At 54.1% G+C, this 15,944-nt stretch carries 22 protein-coding genes; 9 read left to right on the top strand and 13 right to left on the bottom strand.

Annotated features, from left to right (window positions below):
* Positions 1-80: 80 nt before the first annotated feature.
* A complete protein-coding gene (locus Q0Z71_RS15290) occupies positions 81-299 on the bottom strand; it encodes a hypothetical protein (RefSeq protein WP_298024619.1) in 219 nt (72 codons plus the stop codon).
* A 70-nt stretch (positions 300-369) separates the two neighbouring features.
* Positions 370-1,179 carry a hypothetical protein gene (locus Q0Z71_RS15295; protein WP_298024621.1) on the bottom strand — a complete coding sequence of 270 codons (810 nt, stop codon included), beginning with the start codon at positions 1,177-1,179 and terminating at the stop codon, positions 370-372.
* A 248-nt stretch (positions 1,180-1,427) separates the two neighbouring features.
* Between Q0Z71_RS15295 and Q0Z71_RS15300 the strand changes: the two genes are divergently transcribed.
* The 4 genes from Q0Z71_RS15300 (at position 1,428) to Q0Z71_RS15315 (ending at position 4,723) form a co-directional block, all read left to right on the top strand.
* The gene (locus Q0Z71_RS15300) at positions 1,428-2,603 is read left to right on the top strand and encodes an IS110 family transposase (RefSeq protein ID WP_298024624.1); all 1,176 of its coding nucleotides are present in this window, start codon (positions 1,428-1,430) and stop codon (positions 2,601-2,603) included.
* An 850-nt stretch (positions 2,604-3,453) separates the two neighbouring features.
* Positions 3,454-3,717: a hypothetical protein gene (locus tag Q0Z71_RS15305; RefSeq protein WP_298024626.1), complete on the top strand. Its 264-nt coding sequence runs from the start codon at positions 3,454-3,456 to the stop codon at positions 3,715-3,717.
* Positions 3,714-3,950, top strand: a complete 237-nt coding sequence (locus tag Q0Z71_RS15310) for a hypothetical protein (RefSeq protein ID WP_298024628.1) — start codon at positions 3,714-3,716, stop codon at positions 3,948-3,950. Before Q0Z71_RS15305 ends, Q0Z71_RS15310 begins: the two co-directional genes overlap by 4 nt.
* 5 nt (positions 3,951-3,955) lie before the next feature.
* Positions 3,956-4,723 carry a phage antirepressor KilAC domain-containing protein gene (locus Q0Z71_RS15315; RefSeq protein WP_298024664.1) on the top strand — a complete coding sequence of 256 codons (768 nt, stop codon included), beginning with the start codon at positions 3,956-3,958 and terminating at the stop codon, positions 4,721-4,723.
* Positions 4,724-4,893: 170 nt separating this feature from the next.
* Here Q0Z71_RS15315 and Q0Z71_RS15320 read toward each other — a convergent pair whose 3' ends face one another.
* Complete coding sequence (locus tag Q0Z71_RS15320) at positions 4,894-6,108, bottom strand: hypothetical protein (protein ID WP_298024630.1); 1,215 nt, start codon at positions 6,106-6,108, stop codon at positions 4,894-4,896.
* A 533-nt stretch (positions 6,109-6,641) separates the two neighbouring features.
* Here Q0Z71_RS15320 and Q0Z71_RS15325 point away from each other — a divergent pair.
* From Q0Z71_RS15325 to Q0Z71_RS15340, 4 genes are all read left to right on the top strand, one after another.
* Entirely contained in the window at positions 6,642-7,622 is a 981-nt protein-coding gene (locus Q0Z71_RS15325) for a tyrosine-type recombinase/integrase (RefSeq protein ID WP_298024632.1), read from the top strand.
* Between the two features lie 94 nt (positions 7,623-7,716).
* Complete coding sequence (locus Q0Z71_RS15330; RefSeq protein ID WP_298024634.1) at positions 7,717-8,079, top strand: hypothetical protein; 363 nt, start codon at positions 7,717-7,719, stop codon at positions 8,077-8,079.
* Positions 8,080-8,083: 4 nt separating this feature from the next.
* Positions 8,084-8,290, top strand: a complete 207-nt coding sequence (locus Q0Z71_RS15335) for a hypothetical protein (protein WP_298024636.1) — start codon at positions 8,084-8,086, stop codon at positions 8,288-8,290.
* A complete protein-coding gene (locus Q0Z71_RS15340) occupies positions 8,287-8,598 on the top strand; it encodes a hypothetical protein (protein ID WP_298024639.1) in 312 nt (103 codons plus the stop codon). Before Q0Z71_RS15335 ends, Q0Z71_RS15340 begins: the two co-directional genes overlap by 4 nt.
* Before the next feature lie 57 nt (positions 8,599-8,655).
* On the opposite strand, the gene Q0Z71_RS15345 is transcribed toward Q0Z71_RS15340, so the two are convergent.
* From Q0Z71_RS15345 to Q0Z71_RS15390, 10 genes are all read right to left on the bottom strand, one after another.
* Positions 8,656-9,294 carry a D-Ala-D-Ala carboxypeptidase family metallohydrolase gene (locus Q0Z71_RS15345; RefSeq protein WP_298024641.1) on the bottom strand — a complete coding sequence of 213 codons (639 nt, stop codon included), beginning with the start codon at positions 9,292-9,294 and terminating at the stop codon, positions 8,656-8,658.
* Positions 9,295-9,299: 5 nt separating this feature from the next.
* Complete coding sequence (locus tag Q0Z71_RS15350; RefSeq protein WP_298024643.1) at positions 9,300-9,659, bottom strand: hypothetical protein; 360 nt, start codon at positions 9,657-9,659, stop codon at positions 9,300-9,302.
* A 15-nt stretch (positions 9,660-9,674) separates the two neighbouring features.
* Positions 9,675-10,136, bottom strand: coding sequence for a hypothetical protein (locus tag Q0Z71_RS15355; RefSeq protein WP_298024645.1), 462 nt, complete (start codon positions 10,134-10,136; stop codon positions 9,675-9,677).
* Positions 10,137-10,143: 7 nt separating this feature from the next.
* Positions 10,144-10,998, bottom strand: coding sequence for a phosphodiester glycosidase family protein (locus Q0Z71_RS15360; RefSeq protein ID WP_298024647.1), 855 nt, complete (start codon positions 10,996-10,998; stop codon positions 10,144-10,146).
* A gap of 86 nt (positions 10,999-11,084) precedes the next feature.
* Positions 11,085-11,576 (bottom strand): hypothetical protein, encoded by a 492-nt coding sequence (locus tag Q0Z71_RS15365; RefSeq protein ID WP_298024649.1) that lies wholly within the window; start codon positions 11,574-11,576, stop codon positions 11,085-11,087.
* 94 nt (positions 11,577-11,670) lie between these two features.
* A complete protein-coding gene (locus Q0Z71_RS15370; RefSeq protein ID WP_298024651.1) occupies positions 11,671-12,126 on the bottom strand; it encodes a hypothetical protein in 456 nt (151 codons plus the stop codon).
* Between the two features lie 18 nt (positions 12,127-12,144).
* Positions 12,145-12,747: a hypothetical protein gene (locus Q0Z71_RS15375; protein ID WP_298024653.1), complete on the bottom strand. Its 603-nt coding sequence runs from the start codon at positions 12,745-12,747 to the stop codon at positions 12,145-12,147.
* Positions 12,748-12,767: 20 nt separating this feature from the next.
* Positions 12,768-13,637, bottom strand: a complete 870-nt coding sequence (locus tag Q0Z71_RS15380; protein ID WP_298024655.1) for a hypothetical protein — start codon at positions 13,635-13,637, stop codon at positions 12,768-12,770.
* Between the two features lie 35 nt (positions 13,638-13,672).
* On the bottom strand, positions 13,673-14,119 hold the full coding sequence (locus Q0Z71_RS15385; protein ID WP_298024657.1) for a putative ABC transporter permease: 447 nt from the start codon (positions 14,117-14,119) through the stop codon (positions 13,673-13,675).
* Positions 14,112-14,840 carry a hypothetical protein gene (locus tag Q0Z71_RS15390; RefSeq protein WP_298024660.1) on the bottom strand — a complete coding sequence of 243 codons (729 nt, stop codon included), beginning with the start codon at positions 14,838-14,840 and terminating at the stop codon, positions 14,112-14,114. Before Q0Z71_RS15390 ends, Q0Z71_RS15385 begins: the two co-directional genes overlap by 8 nt.
* 323 nt (positions 14,841-15,163) lie before the next feature.
* Between Q0Z71_RS15390 and Q0Z71_RS15395 the strand changes: the two genes are divergently transcribed.
* Positions 15,164-15,817, top strand: coding sequence for a recombinase family protein (locus Q0Z71_RS15395; protein WP_298024662.1), 654 nt, complete (start codon positions 15,164-15,166; stop codon positions 15,815-15,817).
* Positions 15,818-15,944: the final 127 nt, after the last annotated feature.

Raw genomic sequence — 15,944 nt, forward strand, 5'->3', positions numbered from 1 at the left:
CTTGTCACGCGCCAAAGGAAGCGTCAAAACAACGGAATAACCGGGACTCTCTTAGAGGAATTGTCAAAAAGCCAGAGAAGTCATTCGCTTTCTCTATTCTGTTCCTCTTCTCTAATCTTTTCCTCACACTGTTCAATCATGCGTTCACAATAGGCACATCTCTGATGATTTTGCTTCTTTTTCGGCTTTTTCTTTTCCTCGTCAAGGCACACCTGATAGTAGCACTTTGCAATCCCATAGGCTTCCTTTTCATAATACATCATATCTGCGTAAACTAAATCGGCCCTATCTACATACATGGTTCATATTTTCCTTTCTTTCAGCTTCACCGTCTCCCGGTACTGCTGGGCCTCCACCAGTTCTCGGAAGTCATTCCAGCTTAACCTCAGTGATGAAAATATCGTATGTATCAATTTCATCTTCAAAATCCTCATTAAATTCAAAAGTGAATGTCTCACTCTTTCCTGGTTTTAATGATAGTCCATTGCCTGAATAAACAGCAATGGTTTTGTCTGTCACTACTTTGTTTCCACTTGCGCCATAAAAAACGCCTTCGACTCTGATAAATGAATATGTCTTATCTCCTGTATTTGTGATTTTGGCACGATACCAAACATCACAGCCAAAATGTTCTACGGAAACCCGTTTCAGTTTTAAGTCGCTGTATTTTTCTGCTTGTTCCTTAACCTTTTCTTGATTCTTCCCCCAGTCAGTATATGTATTCCTATAATACTGGCTATCATAAAGGTCTCCGCTTGTATAGTTAACCAATTGCCCGTCTGTCTTTGCAATTTGAAATATTAGCCCCGTAATCTGCCAATAGTGACCCAAGCTTTTGCCAAGAACCGCACCAGAGAGGTCATCAAACCAAGGGGCATATGCTTCATGTGATACCATTCCTGTTTCCTTCAATTCAGCGACTACTTTTAAGCGGTTAGCGTCGGCATCTGATTCCGCTTTCGTGACTATAACATTGTGTACTTCTACAGGATATTGGCTTTCCGACACCGTATTGATCACAAGGGCAACAGCAGCCTCTCGATATTTTCCCTCCGTATATTCATTATACCTGTCAATTGAAATGAAGCCAATTATCAGCAGCACAGCCAGCAGAAACATCCCCCTGACTCTCCAATCTTTTTTTCTACCAGCAGCATCCGGACTGTTTGGGCTATCCATATCTGCCTTGTATTATAGAGTAGTAGTTTTTAGTGACCCTCTCCAAGGTCATGTGCTACACTGCAAGGGATGCTGTGGATTGGTTCAGTTCTCCTACCGCAAGACGGTTCTAAAAAGGTTCCAACCACAGCCCCTTGCAGATTTGTTGATCAGTTAAATACCGCCAGACGGTTGATGTAGAACAAGGCTACAAGGCAAGGCGCGCTGTGGATGCAGCATCATAAATCTGCCGCTGGAGGTTCTGCGCTATGGTTTCTGTTGGTATCGATGTCTCGAAAGACAAGCATGACTGCTTCATCATCAACTCGGAAGGAGTAGTTTTGGCGAATGTGTTCACCATCCCCAACAACCTGGACGGATTCAACACTCTGCTGGACAGGATCCGCTCCTGCACCACGCCCCAGAACAGCATAAAAGTAGGGCTTGAGGCGACCGGGCATTACAGCTGCAATCTCCTCGGGTTCCTTCTTGACAACGGTCTGGCCACCTATGTCTTGAATCCCTTGCGCACAAACCTGTACCGGAAAAGCCTCAGCCTCAGAAAGACCAAGACGGACCGGGTGGATGCGCGGACGATCGCCGCGATGCTTCTGTCCGATGTGAGCCTCAAGCCCTACACAGACACAGCATACCACAACGAGGAGCTAAAGTCACTAACCAGATACCGTTTCGACAAGGTAAAGGAGCGGGCAAAGCTCAAAACGTCTGTTTCCAGACTGGTTTGCATCCTGTTCCCTGAACTGGAGAAGCTGGTGCCCACCCTTCACATGGCCTCCGTCTATGCCCTGCTGTCTGAGTTTCCCGGGGCCGGACAGATTGCCGCCGCACACCTGACCAGGCTGAAGGCCTTGCTGGATAGTGCATCCAGGGGCCGCTACAAGCGGGATGTGGCGGTGGAGATCCGGGACGCCGCCAGACGGTCCATCGGCTCCAGGATGCCCGCCAAGTCCATGGAACTGCAGCACACCATCCGTCTCATCCGGGAACTGGACGCTGAAATCGCCGAGATCGAATCCGCTATCCAGGCCATCATGGATGAACTGCAGTCGCCCATCACCACTATTCCAGGAATGGGATTGCGCATGGGCGCCATGATCCTCGCTGAGGTCGGTGACTTTGCCCGCTTTGATTCTCCGGACAAGCTGCTGGCCTACGCCGGAATGTCCCCTTCCACATACCAGTCCGGGCAGCTCAGGAACTGCTACCCCCATATGGAGAAGCGCGGCTCCCGGTATCTTCGCTATGCCCTTTACAACGCCGCCAAGTATGTCTGCCTCTGGGACCCTGCCTTTGCTGCCTATCTTGCCAAGAAGCGGGCCGAGGGCAAGCATTACAACGTCGCCCTGTCCCACGCCGCCAAGAAGCTGGTGCGCCTTATCTTTGCGTTGGAGAAATCCCGGCAGCCATATCGCTTGACAGCTTGATTCTCCCTCAATAGCCATTTGGGGCCTTTATGGGCCTCTGCTTTGCTATACCTTTTTCCAACCGTCTGCCTTTCCACATCTCCCTCATTTTGGGGCTTGACTTCTAATAGTTAATCTTTTTAGAAGTTTCGTCCTCTTTCAAATATACTGGATTTGCGTACTGCTTTGCAGTTGTTCTGTATCCGCTCTGACTATGCCGCAGTTGGTATCCAACAGCACGGCCAATGCTCCGCCTTAATCCGCTTCGGCTTCTCCCCCATGGCATCCTCATAATGGCATCCCTCCCATAAATGCCTACATTTTATCATTACCTTGGAAGATGTCTACACTAAATTCACATTTGTATTCAAAATTTTCTGGGACAAAGGGTTGACTTATTGAGTCCCATTATTTATAATGAATTTGTGGAACTCAAAAAGAGAGGTGATGGTGTGTCTCCACGTACAGGACGGCCAAAGGCAGAGAACCCTATGAAAAATGACCTTAAAGTTCGGCTTGATGAACAAACCACTATTAAACTTGATGCCTATTGTCAAAGGCATGAAATCACCAGAGCCGCAGCAATCCGAAAGGGAATCCACCTTCTTTTGGCTGAAGAATAAAATAGAGTGTTGGCGGCCCTCGACAAGCTTACCAACACCCTATTCCCACCAGAGGTTTCCCAACTGGTTTAAAATTATTATACCGTTGTTGAAACCTCTTTGCAAGCCATCTTTTCAAATGGAAATCTTTTATCCATTCTGAAAGATGTCCCGCTTTTGCTGTTCTACTTTATATAGGCGGTTTTCCGTGCATTTGTCCCACGCCTGAATGGCAAAAGCGAAAAATTTCTTGAAAGAGGTTTTTTGTTATGCCAAAAATTGAAAACATACCCACTACCCCGGACAGCGTGTCCGCCATGGACGGCTCCCTGGTAGACCTGAAATGCGCCGTTGCCAATCTCGGTGCCGTCTGGGAACTTCTCAGCTCCGACAGCGGCCAGGAGAATTACCTGGACGCCCTCTATTCTGCCTACCGCACCATTGAGCGCCACACCCAGCTTCTGTGCGGCCAGTTCGTTGATCTCTCCCGCCAGCTTCGGACCGCTCCGGCCGGAGAGGAGGTGCGGGCATGAACCCGGAAAAGATCAAATATCACCTCCAGGAGCTGGAGGAGGTTCACGTTGAACTGTCCCGCGCCGTCTGCTCCCTCTCTGCCGTGTGGGAAGCCATGACCCATGGGATGGCTGGAGAAAGGGAGTACAGCGACGCTCTGTATTCCGTCTACAGTACCATCCGCTGTTACAGCGACGAAATCAGAACACAGATCACCGCCCTCTTTGCCGAAATGGGGGTGGATGCCTCGTGAATGAGATGCAGATCTTCAATAACCCGGAGTTCGGACAAATCCGCTCCATTGAAATCAATGGCGAACCGTGGTTAGCTGGCAAGGACGTGGCATTGGCGCTGGGATATAGCAATACAAATGACGCTCTTGGGCGGCACGTTGATGATGAAGACAAGAGGGTATCGCGTTTCCCGACCCCCTCTGGGGAACAGGAAATGACTATCATAAGCGAATCAGGTTTATACAGTCTGGTGCTATCCAGCAAATTAAAAACAGCAAAGAAATTCAAACACTGGGTAACCTCCGAAGTCCTTCCAACCATCCGCCGGACCGGCGGCTATGTAAACAATGAAGCCGCCTTCGTCAATACCTATCTTCCCTATGCGGACGAAAATACAAAGGCAATGTTCAGCCAGACGCTGGCGGCGCTCCGGGCCGCAAATGAGAAAATCGCCCAGGATGCCCCCAAAGTCCTCTTCCACGATGCCGTGGCCCTGGCCGACGATACCATCCTCATCCGGGATCTCGCCAAGCTCCTCAAGCAGAACGGAGTCCCCAACATGGGCGGCACCCGCCTGTATACCTGGCTCCGGGAGAACGGCTACCTATGCAAGGAGGGAGCCAGCTACAACCTCCCCACCCAGCGCTCCATGGAATTGGGCCTCTTCCGCATCCGGGAGTCCTCCCGCATCCAAAACGGCGAGGTCGTGGTGGATAAAACGCCGAAGGTGACTGGAAAGGGCCAGGCATACTTCATCAAGAAGTTCCTCACCCGGAAGGAGGCGGCCACATGATGGAGATCATCGTCCTGCTCGCCGGAGCCTCCCGCCTGGCGGACCTGTTCTTTCTCCTGATCGACCGCATCGAGCGCCCCCGGCAGGCGTAGCTTGGTAAGTTAATACAAAACAGCACCATCACGACAGGAAAAAAGGCCCCGTGGTGATTACCACGGGGCCGCTGCCGATTATATGGTGGGGAGCCGCCAGACCAGATCACAGCCGCACTGGAATCCGATTTCCGAGAGGAACGCGGCAACATCTTCTTCAGGCAGATCATATATCCAATGCTGTCCGCCTTCCGTTGCATTGCCATCCTTGAAATTTCCCTTGTAATAGGAATAAGGCTTCCCCATATCCAGTTTTCCGATCATCCAGGCGTTTCCGCTGGTGTCGTCAAATTGCCCATCCACAAACTTTCCGGAGTAAAGCGTTCTCACAGTGCCGTCCGCAAAGTATTTCACCATATAGGCGTTCCCGGTATCATCGTTGAAGTGGCCTTCGGAATTTACGCCGCAGTAATAACCCTCCAGGCCGCCCTCCAAACCGGCAAGGAAAGCGTCGGCGGAGATCATATCTTCCGCCGTCACATCATCGAATAGAAACGCTCTCTTGCGGTCTCCGTCCCAGAAATAATGCCAGGTCTGTCCTGTGCTGAAATCATCTTCTGACGTTCTCTCTGAAAACGTCCAAACCTTCTGTCCGCCGGTCGTTGTGTCAGGAAACGCCTGTTTGAAAGTCAGCAGTTTTCCGTTTTCATACACAGCATCCGTGATCAGGGCCAGTTTGCCGTCCTCATAGATATTGACGAGACAGTCTCCATCCCAGCAATCATTTTCATCAAACTGTCCGTAAAAGAAAACTTCCTGATTTCCTTCACGATAAGGAAGCAGGAGTTTGAGATCCGCCAGCTGCTCCGTCGTAAATTCAGCGCCATGACCAGAGTATGCAACAATACTGGTTGACAAGAACGAGAGTTTGCCATCTCGGTTGATCTCATCGATCCCGCCATATGTATAGGAGATCTGTTGTGCGGTTTCAGCGGATGGCCTTAGTTCCAAAAACGGCAGAATGAGGTTTTCCAGTCTGTTGATATCGTTCTGTATGCCAGAGATATCATCTTGCAGATCCTCTTTCATTTCATCCATTTTGCTGTTTAAATTGGACTCGACCGCTTCTATCCGATTGTCGGTAATATCAGCTCTTTTTTCAAGGTTATCCATCCGCACGGGCAACTTGGCCGCATTAAACCAAAGCAGCGCAGCAGCTCCAACCACCAATGTGCCAATAACGCCTATGGCGATTCCTTCAAGGCGCCGCTTGGAATCTGCATGTCTCTCTTCGTTTTGGCTGTTAGAATCAGGGAATGGTATCGTTTTTTCTATATTTTTCTTCTTCGCCATGTTCTGATTCCTTCTTTTCCAAACTTGTTCTGACTGCATTTTACCGTTTCTCCCTGTTTTTGTCAATATCTCCCAGCCACGCCTCCGCAGCAGGGACATTACTATGCAGTTCCCATTTTAACGCAGTAGAATTAGCGGATTTTAGAAAAAAGAGCGGCATTCCGCCGCTCCCCTCCCCGCGCTTGACAATTTCAAATCGGACGGTTATACTGAACATAGAAAAGGGCGCTGCGACAAGCGGTTAGCCCCTTTGGTTCAAGAGACTATGGAAACCATAGAAACCGTCACCTGCCGGGGTGGCGGTTTCTGCTTTTTACGATGATCGTGACCGTGAAAGGCCCGATATGTAACGTAATCCGCATCGGCCTCACCCCCCTTCCGGGTGGTGTGGGCCAACCGCCTGCCGTTGTGCAGCGCCTGCCTTATTATAGCAAAATCAAGGGAAAGCCGCAATGCGTATTCAAAGATTTTAAAAACTTTCTGGGACAACTCCCCATTTTCCAGCCTATATCAAGTAAAGGAGTTGATAAGCCATGACATCCGAACAAAAGAGATTTATGGACGTTTCCGCCCTGTATCTGAGTTCCACCGCACCCGACGTTGCCTCCACCACTTCGGAAAACCGGAGCCGCCGTTTGGCGGACTACCTCAATTCCCTGCTGGAACATGATGTTGAACCCGGTATTGTGGCGGTCCTGGCCTGGAAGCGGGACATGGCGGACCGGGGGATGAAGCCCTCCTCCATCCAGCAGTATCTGCGGGAGCTTCACGCCTTTTATGCGTGGGCCATCGACCATGATTATTATGCGGAGAACCCTGTCAAAAAGTCCGATATGCCCAGCGTGAAGCAGAACCCGTACAGGCTCATGAGTGAACGCGACATGATGCGCCTCCTGGCCGTGGAGAAGCCGAAAAACGCTAAAGACACTTACTGGGAGCGCAACCGCACCATCGTCATCGTTCTGATCAACACAGCCCTGCGCAACGCGGAGCTGCGGGCCTTGACGCCTGGTGATCTGGACTGGGAGAATGAGGAGATCTTTGTCCGCAGCGGCAAAGGCGGCAAGGACCGCTATGTGCCCTTCCCCCACCTGGCCCGTGTGGCGGTCCGCCAGTATCTGGACAGCGGCTTCCGCCCGCCGGAGGCCGGTGATGACACGCCCCTCTTCGGCCGTGTGGAGCAGGGCAGATGGAAGGGCATCACTTCCCGCTCCGCCCTCACCGTCATGGTCCAGCGCTACGCCGCCATGGTGGTCCCGGAGTATGACAAAAAGGTCGGCTCCCACGCCCTGCGGCACATGGGCGCATCCCTGCTTGTGACCAACGGTGACAGTATGGAGAATATCCAGGCCGCTCTGGGCCACGCCTCCCAGCAGACCACAAAGATATATGCCGCCCGCCTGCGTCCCGCCAGACAGCATGTAAAGTCCGGCAACAAGGTTTGGGAAGAGATCGAATACCAGACCCGCCATGGCGAAGCGGCGCTGGCCCGGCGGAATGGCGGGTCCACTTAACCGGGGCGAATTTAACACGGTTAAGATTGACCGGCAATCGAACAAATGTTATAATCCATATAAACAGCGACCTCACATATAAGGAGAGTCAGCCATGACTAATGAGGACAAAATTTTTGAGGAGGCTTTGGCCCATATTCAGGAGTTATCGGAAAAGGGCGTTGCCTTTCAGGGAAAGAGCATGGACCCTGACCAGTCCGCAAAATTCGAGGTATTGAAACAGGCCGCCGGGAAGCTGGCGGAAAGCCCTTTTGTGGAGCGAGTCACGGTCTCCGGGGACAGCGGCCAGCGAAACGGTCATATTCAAATCGATTTACCCGCCGCCGCGACCTTCCGGGCGGACCGGAAAGAAACGCTCCCCGCCATCCTGAATCTGGCGGACACCTACACATTCGTCACCCGGAACGACGGCGGCATCCGCGTCACCGCCACGATTCTGGATCTTTGGAGGGAATAATGCCATGCTGGTGCACAATGTCGTGCCGCGCACGTACCGCGGTTCCGTAACATGGCTGAATAAGAGCGGGCAGATAAAAGATTTCTCCGCCGGCATCTCCGCCGGCAGCGAGGAGGAGGCCCGCCTGAAGCTCTGCTCCGTTTGGAGAGAAGCCGCCGGTTCGGATGTTCAGAAACTGATTTCCGTGCAGATCAAGGAGGTACGCCCATGAATGCCCAGGAGGAAGCCCTGAAAATATGGAAATACCTGGAGCCGATGGTCGAAAAGAAAATTCAGGAGACCACCGCCAATACCGTCCGTCGAAAAAAGTTCACCGTTGCCTCTGCGCCCAATGGAACGACCATGGGCGTGAAAGAGGCCGGAAGCAGCACCGTCATCCATATCCCCTATGTCTCCACGCTGTCTGAAGTCACCGCCGGCGCCACTGTCTGGTGCGAGTGGGTGTACGGCATGAGCAATCTGATCGCCGTCTCCACTGGCAGCGGTCAGCAGGGTTCTGGGCAGCAAAGCACTGAATAGGCAGCAAATCAAAAGAAAAAACCGGGCATTTCTGCCCGGTTTTATTTTTTCCCTGCTCTATTTTTCCAGCGCTTTCACAACTTCGGTCCAGGTCTTAACTCCGCAGATGCCGTCATGCTCCTTGGTGTCCAAAAAGCATTTCTTCTGGAAAGAAACCAGCGCCGCATGGGTCCCACTGCCGAAAACACCATCCTCCGCGGCTCCGATTCCCCGCTGAAGCAGACGTACCGCGTCTCCCCTGCTCCCGCGCTGCACTGTCGGAAAAATGGAGGGAACGACCGTATAGCCGCCGCTCTTTCTGGCCTGTATCCATCTTGTTTTGGCTGTCCGGCTGTCCACATGTACAAAGTTCCCGCCGGAATACAGATACAGCCCCACACCCCCGGCGCCGATGCTCTGGGCATATAAAGCGACCTCCACAGGACTGACACCGATGATCTGGATATCAGCCGCCATGCCCTTTGTGTGGTAGCTGTTGGAGGACCCTCCCTGTTTTTTGTTCCAGGCCGCCGTGCGGTAAGCGGAGGTGATATGCACCGCCTTGCCGAAGTGGTCCCGGATCTTCTGGAGCAGCGTCACCAGCGCACCGTCCACCAGCACAGTGTCACTGCCGTCGTGGCATTGGAACTCTTTCACCGTGAAATTGGGGGCAAGCTTCACGCTTCCCTGCCGTTTCACAGAATACGTCGCCGCCATGCCGCTCACGCTTTCCCGCCGCCGGTAAGGCCGGACGCCTCACCCACGGAATTCTGCGTCTGCTTGGCAATGCTTTTGATCTGGCTCCACAGCTTGTCATAGCCCACCATGGCCCCATAGCTCACCAGAATGCCCAGCAGCACCGCCGCCAGAATGTAATACCACAGCACCGCAAATCCCAGCACCGCCGCCAGCGCGAACAGCGCCGCCACGGTCAGAGCGATCCCAACGACTGCCGCCACATAGTTGGTGTTGACCTTATCCCAGGTCAGCCGCTTCACAAACTCCACGATGATGTTGGTCAGTCCGATCAGGATATTCAGCAGGATAATGCCGAACACAATATACTTCATCAGATTTTCCATAACTTTACTTCCTCCTTATCCTTCCCCAACAGAAGTCTCCGTCGGTTCATCCGGCGCATCTGCCCCGTCCAGTGTTTTTCGGAACGGCTGGCCGTCCGCATCCACGCCATATTTGTTTCGGCTGTTTTTCAGCCCCGCCTGATACAATAGATAGCTGACAAACGGTGCCACGATGGCAGTGATACCGGCGATGGGCAGCGCGGCGTCCGGCAGTGCGCTGCTGTCCTGATGGATAGCCAGCTCCACCAGCTGGAAATACCGCCAGATCATCCAGATCCCCACCAGAACCAGAATGACCGAGATCACCGTGCAGACGCATTTGGAAAACTCTCTCCGCGACTTTCCCTGCTGGACTCCCCCGGTATCCTGTTGGAGCCTCCCCCCGCTCTGGCGGCCTCCCAGGGCCACCCACAGCAGGATAGACAGTGCAGTGCAGGAAAACACCGCCAGAACACATATCTCGAAAGTGTCCAACATTCTCACCTCATTTCAAAAGCGCCGCCGACACCCACCTGTTTTTGCCGATCCGCGCCCATCCGTTCTTGGTCTCCAACACAGTCACGGTCGTTCCCTTCGGCAGGCTCCCCACCACGTTGGACGCCCGGGGCTTCACCGGTGCCTCCGGTGAGGAGCGGACCAAAAGCGGGTCCCTGCGGGTATTCACCACCATGACCTTCCCTTTGCCGGTGCCGGCCAGTGCCCCCGGCTCTTCTTTCGTGTCCGCCGCGCTTCCGCGGCGATAGGCTAACAGAAGATTATGTACCACCCGATACTGCCCCGGAAGATGCCACTGGCCGTTCATATAAGCCTGCGTGGACCAGCTGCCGTCATACCGCAGCACATCCACACAGCCCATTTGCACCAGTTTGGCAATGGCTTCGTCGGAGGTGGCCCCCTCCCCGCTCCGTACCGTCTTTCCGGCAGCCTTCAGGGAAATCAGCCAAACAGGCGTCCCATCCGCCCGGAAGCCGATCATCGTGGTCCCGTTCCGCTCAAACCACTGTGCGGCCGCCGCCTTTTTCCCGGCCTTCAGCTCCGGCGGCATCGCAGGGCACCAGTTCAGTTTTCCGGATCCCTCCTTGGGTGCGCCCCGGCCCAGATTTCCGTCAGCGTCGATGGTCACACCCCAGTCCTTATAGGCGGGATACTGCTTCACTTTCCCGCCCACGATCAGTCCGCCGGTGGGCTGAAACGTCCGCATGTTGAAATATCCCAGGTTGATCAGCCGGTCGCAGTGCGTCCGCCGCACGATCTGCTTTGCAGTCAGCTTCTCGGAGTTGATATACAGCTCAAAGCGCCACTCGCTGTTGGGCAGAACCTCTGTGTAAAATTTAGCCATGGCATGTTGCTCCTTTCATCCGCACCAGCGCTGCAGATCCATCGTCCAAATATAGATAGCCCGGATCTTGAATATGGCGCACTCTGTCAAACTATGCCCTTTTCATCTGTATGCCTCAAAAAATCGCCTTTTCGCAGTCTTGCATCGTAGACCCGTTCAATGTTGGCAATGGCGTGGACCGCCCTGCCGTTCTGGTAATCCTTATGTGCGGAGCAATACTTTTTGTAAAAATCAATATCGGATAGGATTTCTATGAAATTTTCCTCCGTATGCCGGAGGTTCCGAATCAGTTCCTCGTTAAATTGCAGTATCCGCTTCCGGTGGGCATCAGCGTCCCGATCATCGTCGATTTTTATATGCTCCGCAAATCTTTCTTGCGTGGCCGCCAACTCTGTTTTCACTTCTTCCAGTTCTGATTTGACTTCTTTTAATTCGTTCAGAACTTCCGCATTGATGGCCCGGCCAATGGTCTTTGCGAGCCAGCTCCATGGATTGATTTCAATTTTGGATATCTGGATCAGCGTCAGCACCAGCGCAAGACCGCCGCTGCCCAAACCCAGCAGTTCTTTCAGTGTCATGTTTTTTCCCTCTTGAAGAAATGCAGCGGGGATGGAAAAAGCATCCCCGCTGCCTTAAATGTGTCTTGGCAGCTCCAGGTTTTCAGACGTTGCCTCACAGTTTCATGATGTATGCCAGCGCATAGTATGGCGGCATGTTGTTGTGTGCCTGGCCGCTTCCGGCGCTGGTCCCGCTCAGTTTGGAGTTATCTGTCTGACTGGAAGTCACCAGATAATTGCCAGCGCTTGTCCCAAGGGTAAACAATTTGCCCCGAAGGATGCTTGCGAAGTGGCTGTGCGCGGGCATCTCGTCAGTGGTCAAAGCGTGTGTCGCTTCACCGCCGGCATTGCCGACGGAATATGAATTACCCGCGCCCACCACAAAACGGTCCCGGAGATCCGGCGTCCCGTTCGTCCCGTCACACAGCGCCCACCCGTCAGGGATCGCGTTGACAGCTCCATACCAGATGCTGATCATGCCCGTTGGCAGCTTGTCCTGTTTCCCGTTCAGGGCACTCTTAACGATCCTGAGCACCGCCTGGAGCGCAGTCGGTCCAGTAACAGGATTCACGGGCGCTCACCGCCTGACTCAGGTGATGCTGTCCCAGATGGTCTGGACATCATCCGCGGTCATCTCGGTGATATCCTTGCTCTGGACATAGCCGTCCAGGTTTACCTCCCAGTCGCCGACCTTCTCAGGGGCGCCGTCGATCACCATGTACTCGTCGAACTTATCGGCGTTCTTGCCAGTGCCCTTGGGCACCATGTAGATGTACTCCTCCGCGCCAGCGGCAGAAGCGTCGATATCGTCAACAGACGTGACCTTCTTGCGCTTCATATGGTCGGCGGCCGCGATCTTCGCGTCCACCTCTGCCTCCGTCTGGAACTTGCTGTCGTTGGCGATCTCAGAGACCTTGGTGGGAACGGTGATGTTCACCGCCTTGTCAGCGATCTCGGCGGCGGTGCCGTTTACCTTCACCGCCTCAATGACGTTGACCTGCGCACCGGCAGGTGCATGAGCGGCAGCGGCGTGCGTCACAGCGCCGTCATAGCCCTGCTTCAGGGCGTCGGTCAGGTCATTGGTGGACAGGACCTTGCCCTCCACCTTATCGACCTTGCCGCCCAGGGCGGTCTTGACCAGGGTAATGAGCTTGGTAAAAGCGGTATTGCCGCCATGAGTGATAGTAGCCATAATAAATTCCTCCTCAAAAATCATGTTCCGGATTCTTCATCCGTTTTTGTGTTTTCATCTGGAACAGTGCTGTCCCAAATCTGCTGGATATCATCGTCGGTGGGCCAAGTCACGGCCTCCAGCTCACCAACGAGCGTCTGCGCCTCCACCGCGGCCTTCTGAGCGGCCTGGGCGCTGGCTTCGGCATTCCCCGCCATTTTGGCGGAAGCCGCCGCCTGCTCCTGTGCGCTGGATGCCGCCTGCCACGCCGTTTCAGCGCTGGCCGCGGCCTCCTGCGCCTTTTGTTCAACGCTTTCCGCCTGCTTCAGCACATTGGATGCCGTCTCCAAAGCCTCTTCCGCTTTCAAAACGGCTTCGCTGGCCTTTTCAGCGGCGCGTTCTGCCTGCTGCTGTGCGACCATGGCGGCGGTTTCGGCCCGCTCCGCGTTTCGCTCCGTGTCCGCTCCCAGGCGCATCATCTTTTCCAGAGACCCTTGATTCGGGTTTCCGCTGGGAGGACCGCAGGGGCCTCCGATTCCAGAGCCCATAGTCACGGTCCGGAAAGCCATGGCTTTGACCTTCTGTCCGCCGACATAGTAGCGCAGCTCGCAGGAACCGTTACCCGGAACCGCCACATCCGCCGCCGTGACAGGCCAAAAAACGTCGTCGCCGTCCTGCTCCACAACACAGAGATATGGAGCCTCCCGCCCGCCTCGCTTCGCGGCCAGCTGTACGCCTCCGTCACCAAAGGCGCTCCGCCAGCCGGAGATATCGAACCGGATCTTACGGACCATATGCTCGCCCGTGCGGCCCAGCAGGATATCCCGTCCCGCCTCAGCCTCAAAGATCAAAAAGCGGTCCGTAACAGGCGGAAGTTCCGAAGGTGGTCCCTGGCAGTGACATTCGTGCATACCTCATCCCCCCTTTCCACTCATTTCCGCGGTATTCAAAGCCAGCGGTAGCGGGGGCGTTCGCCCCCCTCCACGGCGTAGCGGGCAAAGTCAAGGATCACGATGCCGATCACGGAAAGTCCGCACCAGAGGAGTGTAAACTGCGGACAGACCTGTCCCAGTAGATTTCCGGGAATTTCAGAGTAATCCCATACCCCCAGCCCCAGCCAGAGGTTCAGGACGCACCCGGCGGCAAACTCCGCCGCCGTGATGGAAAGCCCGCAGATCACGGCCTGCGCCGGCAGCGGCATTTCCCAGGGAAGCTCCGCCCCGAAGCGCTCCAGGGGGATGGCGAGAAAGATAGCAAGGATCAGCATGGTCCAGCTGATGGTCTCGGGCCTTCCCCGGAAGGTTTTCCAAACAATCTCTCCGAAGTAATAGGCGGTCCCGATCCAGGTCCACAGCAGAACGCTCAAAACCGCGCGGCCGATCTGTTTACGCATTTTCCGCCTCCGCCAGTGCGGCCATCCGCTTCAAAATGACGTCCATCTGCTCCTGGGCTGTCCGAAGCATCTCATTGTAGGTGGCGAGATATGTCCCCTCCAGCGGCTGCCCATACACGACTGCCTCGATCTCCTCCACGCTTCCCAGTGTCAGCAGCATGGCTTTCAGCTGGTTGTGGTAGGTGGTCTGGGCGGTCTGCAGCCCCGCCAGAGACATGTAGATGGTGATGATGTCAGATGCGGGATAAACCGTGCAGTTGCCGTCCTTGGCGTGGTAGGGATAGCAGGTAGCCCCGGCGGTCACGGCGTTCCACATGCTGGCAATGTTGCTCTGGTCCTCAATGGAGTAATCGAAATGGTAGACGTTTCCGTCGCTCAGCGTGATGTCCTGTCCATTTTCGATTGCGCCCTTGCAGGCTGCTGAGATTTCAGCCAGCTTCTGCTCCCGCGCCTCGCTCAGCGGATCTGGGGTGGGATGCGCCGCGTTCCATGCGTCAAGGGCCGCCTGATTCCCATCATAGCCCAGCATCACATCATATGCCGGGTTTTCGTCCGTTTCCGGGACATGCTGGAATTCAGGGGTGATAAACCCCTTGAATTCGTAGAACTCCGCAAGATCCAGCTCTTCCGGGACAAATGCGCACCCCTCCGGGATACTGCTCGCTCCATATTGAATCTGATAGCCTCCGGCCTCTGTGGCCTCCATGCGAATGATTTTCATAAATCTGCCTCCTTTTGCTGTCAAAGTGTATTAAAAGCTGCGTGTCCAAAATAATCAGTGCGCAAAAAAGGGGCAGATAGTCTCACTAGACTATCTGCCCCGATTGGCCTTCTCACCGCCCGATTGCGGCGAGGCGATATGAATTTTTGAAAGGAAAAAAATGAATGCTTCAAATATTTTCTGTGAGTATCATACCACAAACACTTGCCAAATTGCAACTACTCCGGGGAAAATAATACTGATTTAAAATCAAAAGACCTTCTCATGCGTATAGAACTGCTTCACCTTTTCTGAGAAGTTTATGAAAGGAAGTCGATTCAAAAATGGAAATTGGATATGCCCGCGTATCTACTGACAAACAGCACGAGGACAGACAGCTATTTGCCCTGCAATCCGTCGGCATCCCAGACTCCGACATTTATGTTGACAAACAATCCGGCAAGGACTTTGCGCGGCCGCAGTATCAGCAAATGTTGGAGCGGCTGCGGCCAGACGATGTGCTGTACATCAAGAGTATTGACCGGCTTGGCCGCAACTACGACGAGATCCTGGAGCAATGGCGAACCCTCACAAAAAAGATGGATGTGGACATCGTGGTCCTGGATATGCCTCTGCTGGACACCCGCAAGGGGAAAGATCTGATCGGCACGCTGATCTCCGATATTGTTTTGCAGCTGCTCAGTTATGTCGCCCATCAGGAGCGGGAGAGCATCAGCCAGCGCACAAAAGAGGGACTGGCCCGCCGGCGGGCCGCTGGTGTTGTTTTGGGACGCCCGAAAGGTGCACTGGGCAAACACACGAAACTCAGCGGCAAAGAGGATGTGATCCGTTGCCTGTTGGACTGCGGCAACAGCTATGCCGCCACCGCCCGCGCCCTGAAGGTAGACCGCTCCACTTTGGTCCGTTTTTGCGACGCAAGAGGGCTGCGGCGTGCAGAAAAAGGTGGGATAAATTGCAACGTGGCGGATGCCTCCTGAAATCTGTTGCGGAATAGATACCCTTTTTCCGCACATTTTGCTGGATTTCCCCGAATCTGTATTCCCGTTCTTCCGGTGGGCGGGGCCTCTTCCCCGCCCACTGCACCGTATTTTTTCGTTCGATTTT

The sequence above is a fragment of the uncultured Dysosmobacter sp. genome, from assembly GCF_947631635.1.
Taxonomy (GTDB): domain Bacteria; phylum Bacillota; class Clostridia; order Oscillospirales; family Oscillospiraceae; genus Oscillibacter.

Coding starts and splice junctions, on each gene's coding strand:
- Q0Z71_RS15330 (WP_298024634.1), top strand. CDS start 7,717: ATGACTAATGAGGACAAAATTTTTGAGGAGGCTTTGGCCCATATTCAG.
- Q0Z71_RS15350 (WP_298024643.1), bottom strand. CDS start 9,659: ATGGAAAATCTGATGAAGTATATTGTGTTCGGCATTATCCTGCTGAAT.
- Q0Z71_RS15390 (WP_298024660.1), bottom strand. CDS start 14,840: ATGAAAATCATTCGCATGGAGGCCACAGAGGCCGGAGGCTATCAGATT.
- Q0Z71_RS15320 (WP_298024630.1), bottom strand. CDS start 6,108: ATGGCGAAGAAGAAAAATATAGAAAAAACGATACCATTCCCTGATTCT.
- Q0Z71_RS15305 (WP_298024626.1), top strand. CDS start 3,454: ATGCCAAAAATTGAAAACATACCCACTACCCCGGACAGCGTGTCCGCC.
- Q0Z71_RS15290 (WP_298024619.1), bottom strand. CDS start 299: ATGTATGTAGATAGGGCCGATTTAGTTTACGCAGATATGATGTATTAT.
- Q0Z71_RS15335 (WP_298024636.1), top strand. CDS start 8,084: ATGCTGGTGCACAATGTCGTGCCGCGCACGTACCGCGGTTCCGTAACA.
- Q0Z71_RS15385 (WP_298024657.1), bottom strand. CDS start 14,119: ATGCGTAAACAGATCGGCCGCGCGGTTTTGAGCGTTCTGCTGTGGACC.
- Q0Z71_RS15300 (WP_298024624.1), top strand. CDS start 1,428: ATGGTTTCTGTTGGTATCGATGTCTCGAAAGACAAGCATGACTGCTTC.
- Q0Z71_RS15325 (WP_298024632.1), top strand. CDS start 6,642: ATGACATCCGAACAAAAGAGATTTATGGACGTTTCCGCCCTGTATCTG.
- Q0Z71_RS15345 (WP_298024641.1), bottom strand. CDS start 9,294: ATGGCGGCGACGTATTCTGTGAAACGGCAGGGAAGCGTGAAGCTTGCC.
- Q0Z71_RS15360 (WP_298024647.1), bottom strand. CDS start 10,998: ATGGCTAAATTTTACACAGAGGTTCTGCCCAACAGCGAGTGGCGCTTT.
- Q0Z71_RS15295 (WP_298024621.1), bottom strand. CDS start 1,179: ATGGATAGCCCAAACAGTCCGGATGCTGCTGGTAGAAAAAAAGATTGG.
- Q0Z71_RS15310 (WP_298024628.1), top strand. CDS start 3,714: ATGAACCCGGAAAAGATCAAATATCACCTCCAGGAGCTGGAGGAGGTT.
- Q0Z71_RS15340 (WP_298024639.1), top strand. CDS start 8,287: ATGAATGCCCAGGAGGAAGCCCTGAAAATATGGAAATACCTGGAGCCG.
- Q0Z71_RS15395 (WP_298024662.1), top strand. CDS start 15,164: ATGGAAATTGGATATGCCCGCGTATCTACTGACAAACAGCACGAGGAC.
- Q0Z71_RS15365 (WP_298024649.1), bottom strand. CDS start 11,576: ATGACACTGAAAGAACTGCTGGGTTTGGGCAGCGGCGGTCTTGCGCTG.
- Q0Z71_RS15315 (WP_298024664.1), top strand. CDS start 3,956: ATGCAGATCTTCAATAACCCGGAGTTCGGACAAATCCGCTCCATTGAA.
- Q0Z71_RS15375 (WP_298024653.1), bottom strand. CDS start 12,747: ATGGCTACTATCACTCATGGCGGCAATACCGCTTTTACCAAGCTCATT.
- Q0Z71_RS15355 (WP_298024645.1), bottom strand. CDS start 10,136: ATGTTGGACACTTTCGAGATATGTGTTCTGGCGGTGTTTTCCTGCACT.
- Q0Z71_RS15380 (WP_298024655.1), bottom strand. CDS start 13,637: ATGCACGAATGTCACTGCCAGGGACCACCTTCGGAACTTCCGCCTGTT.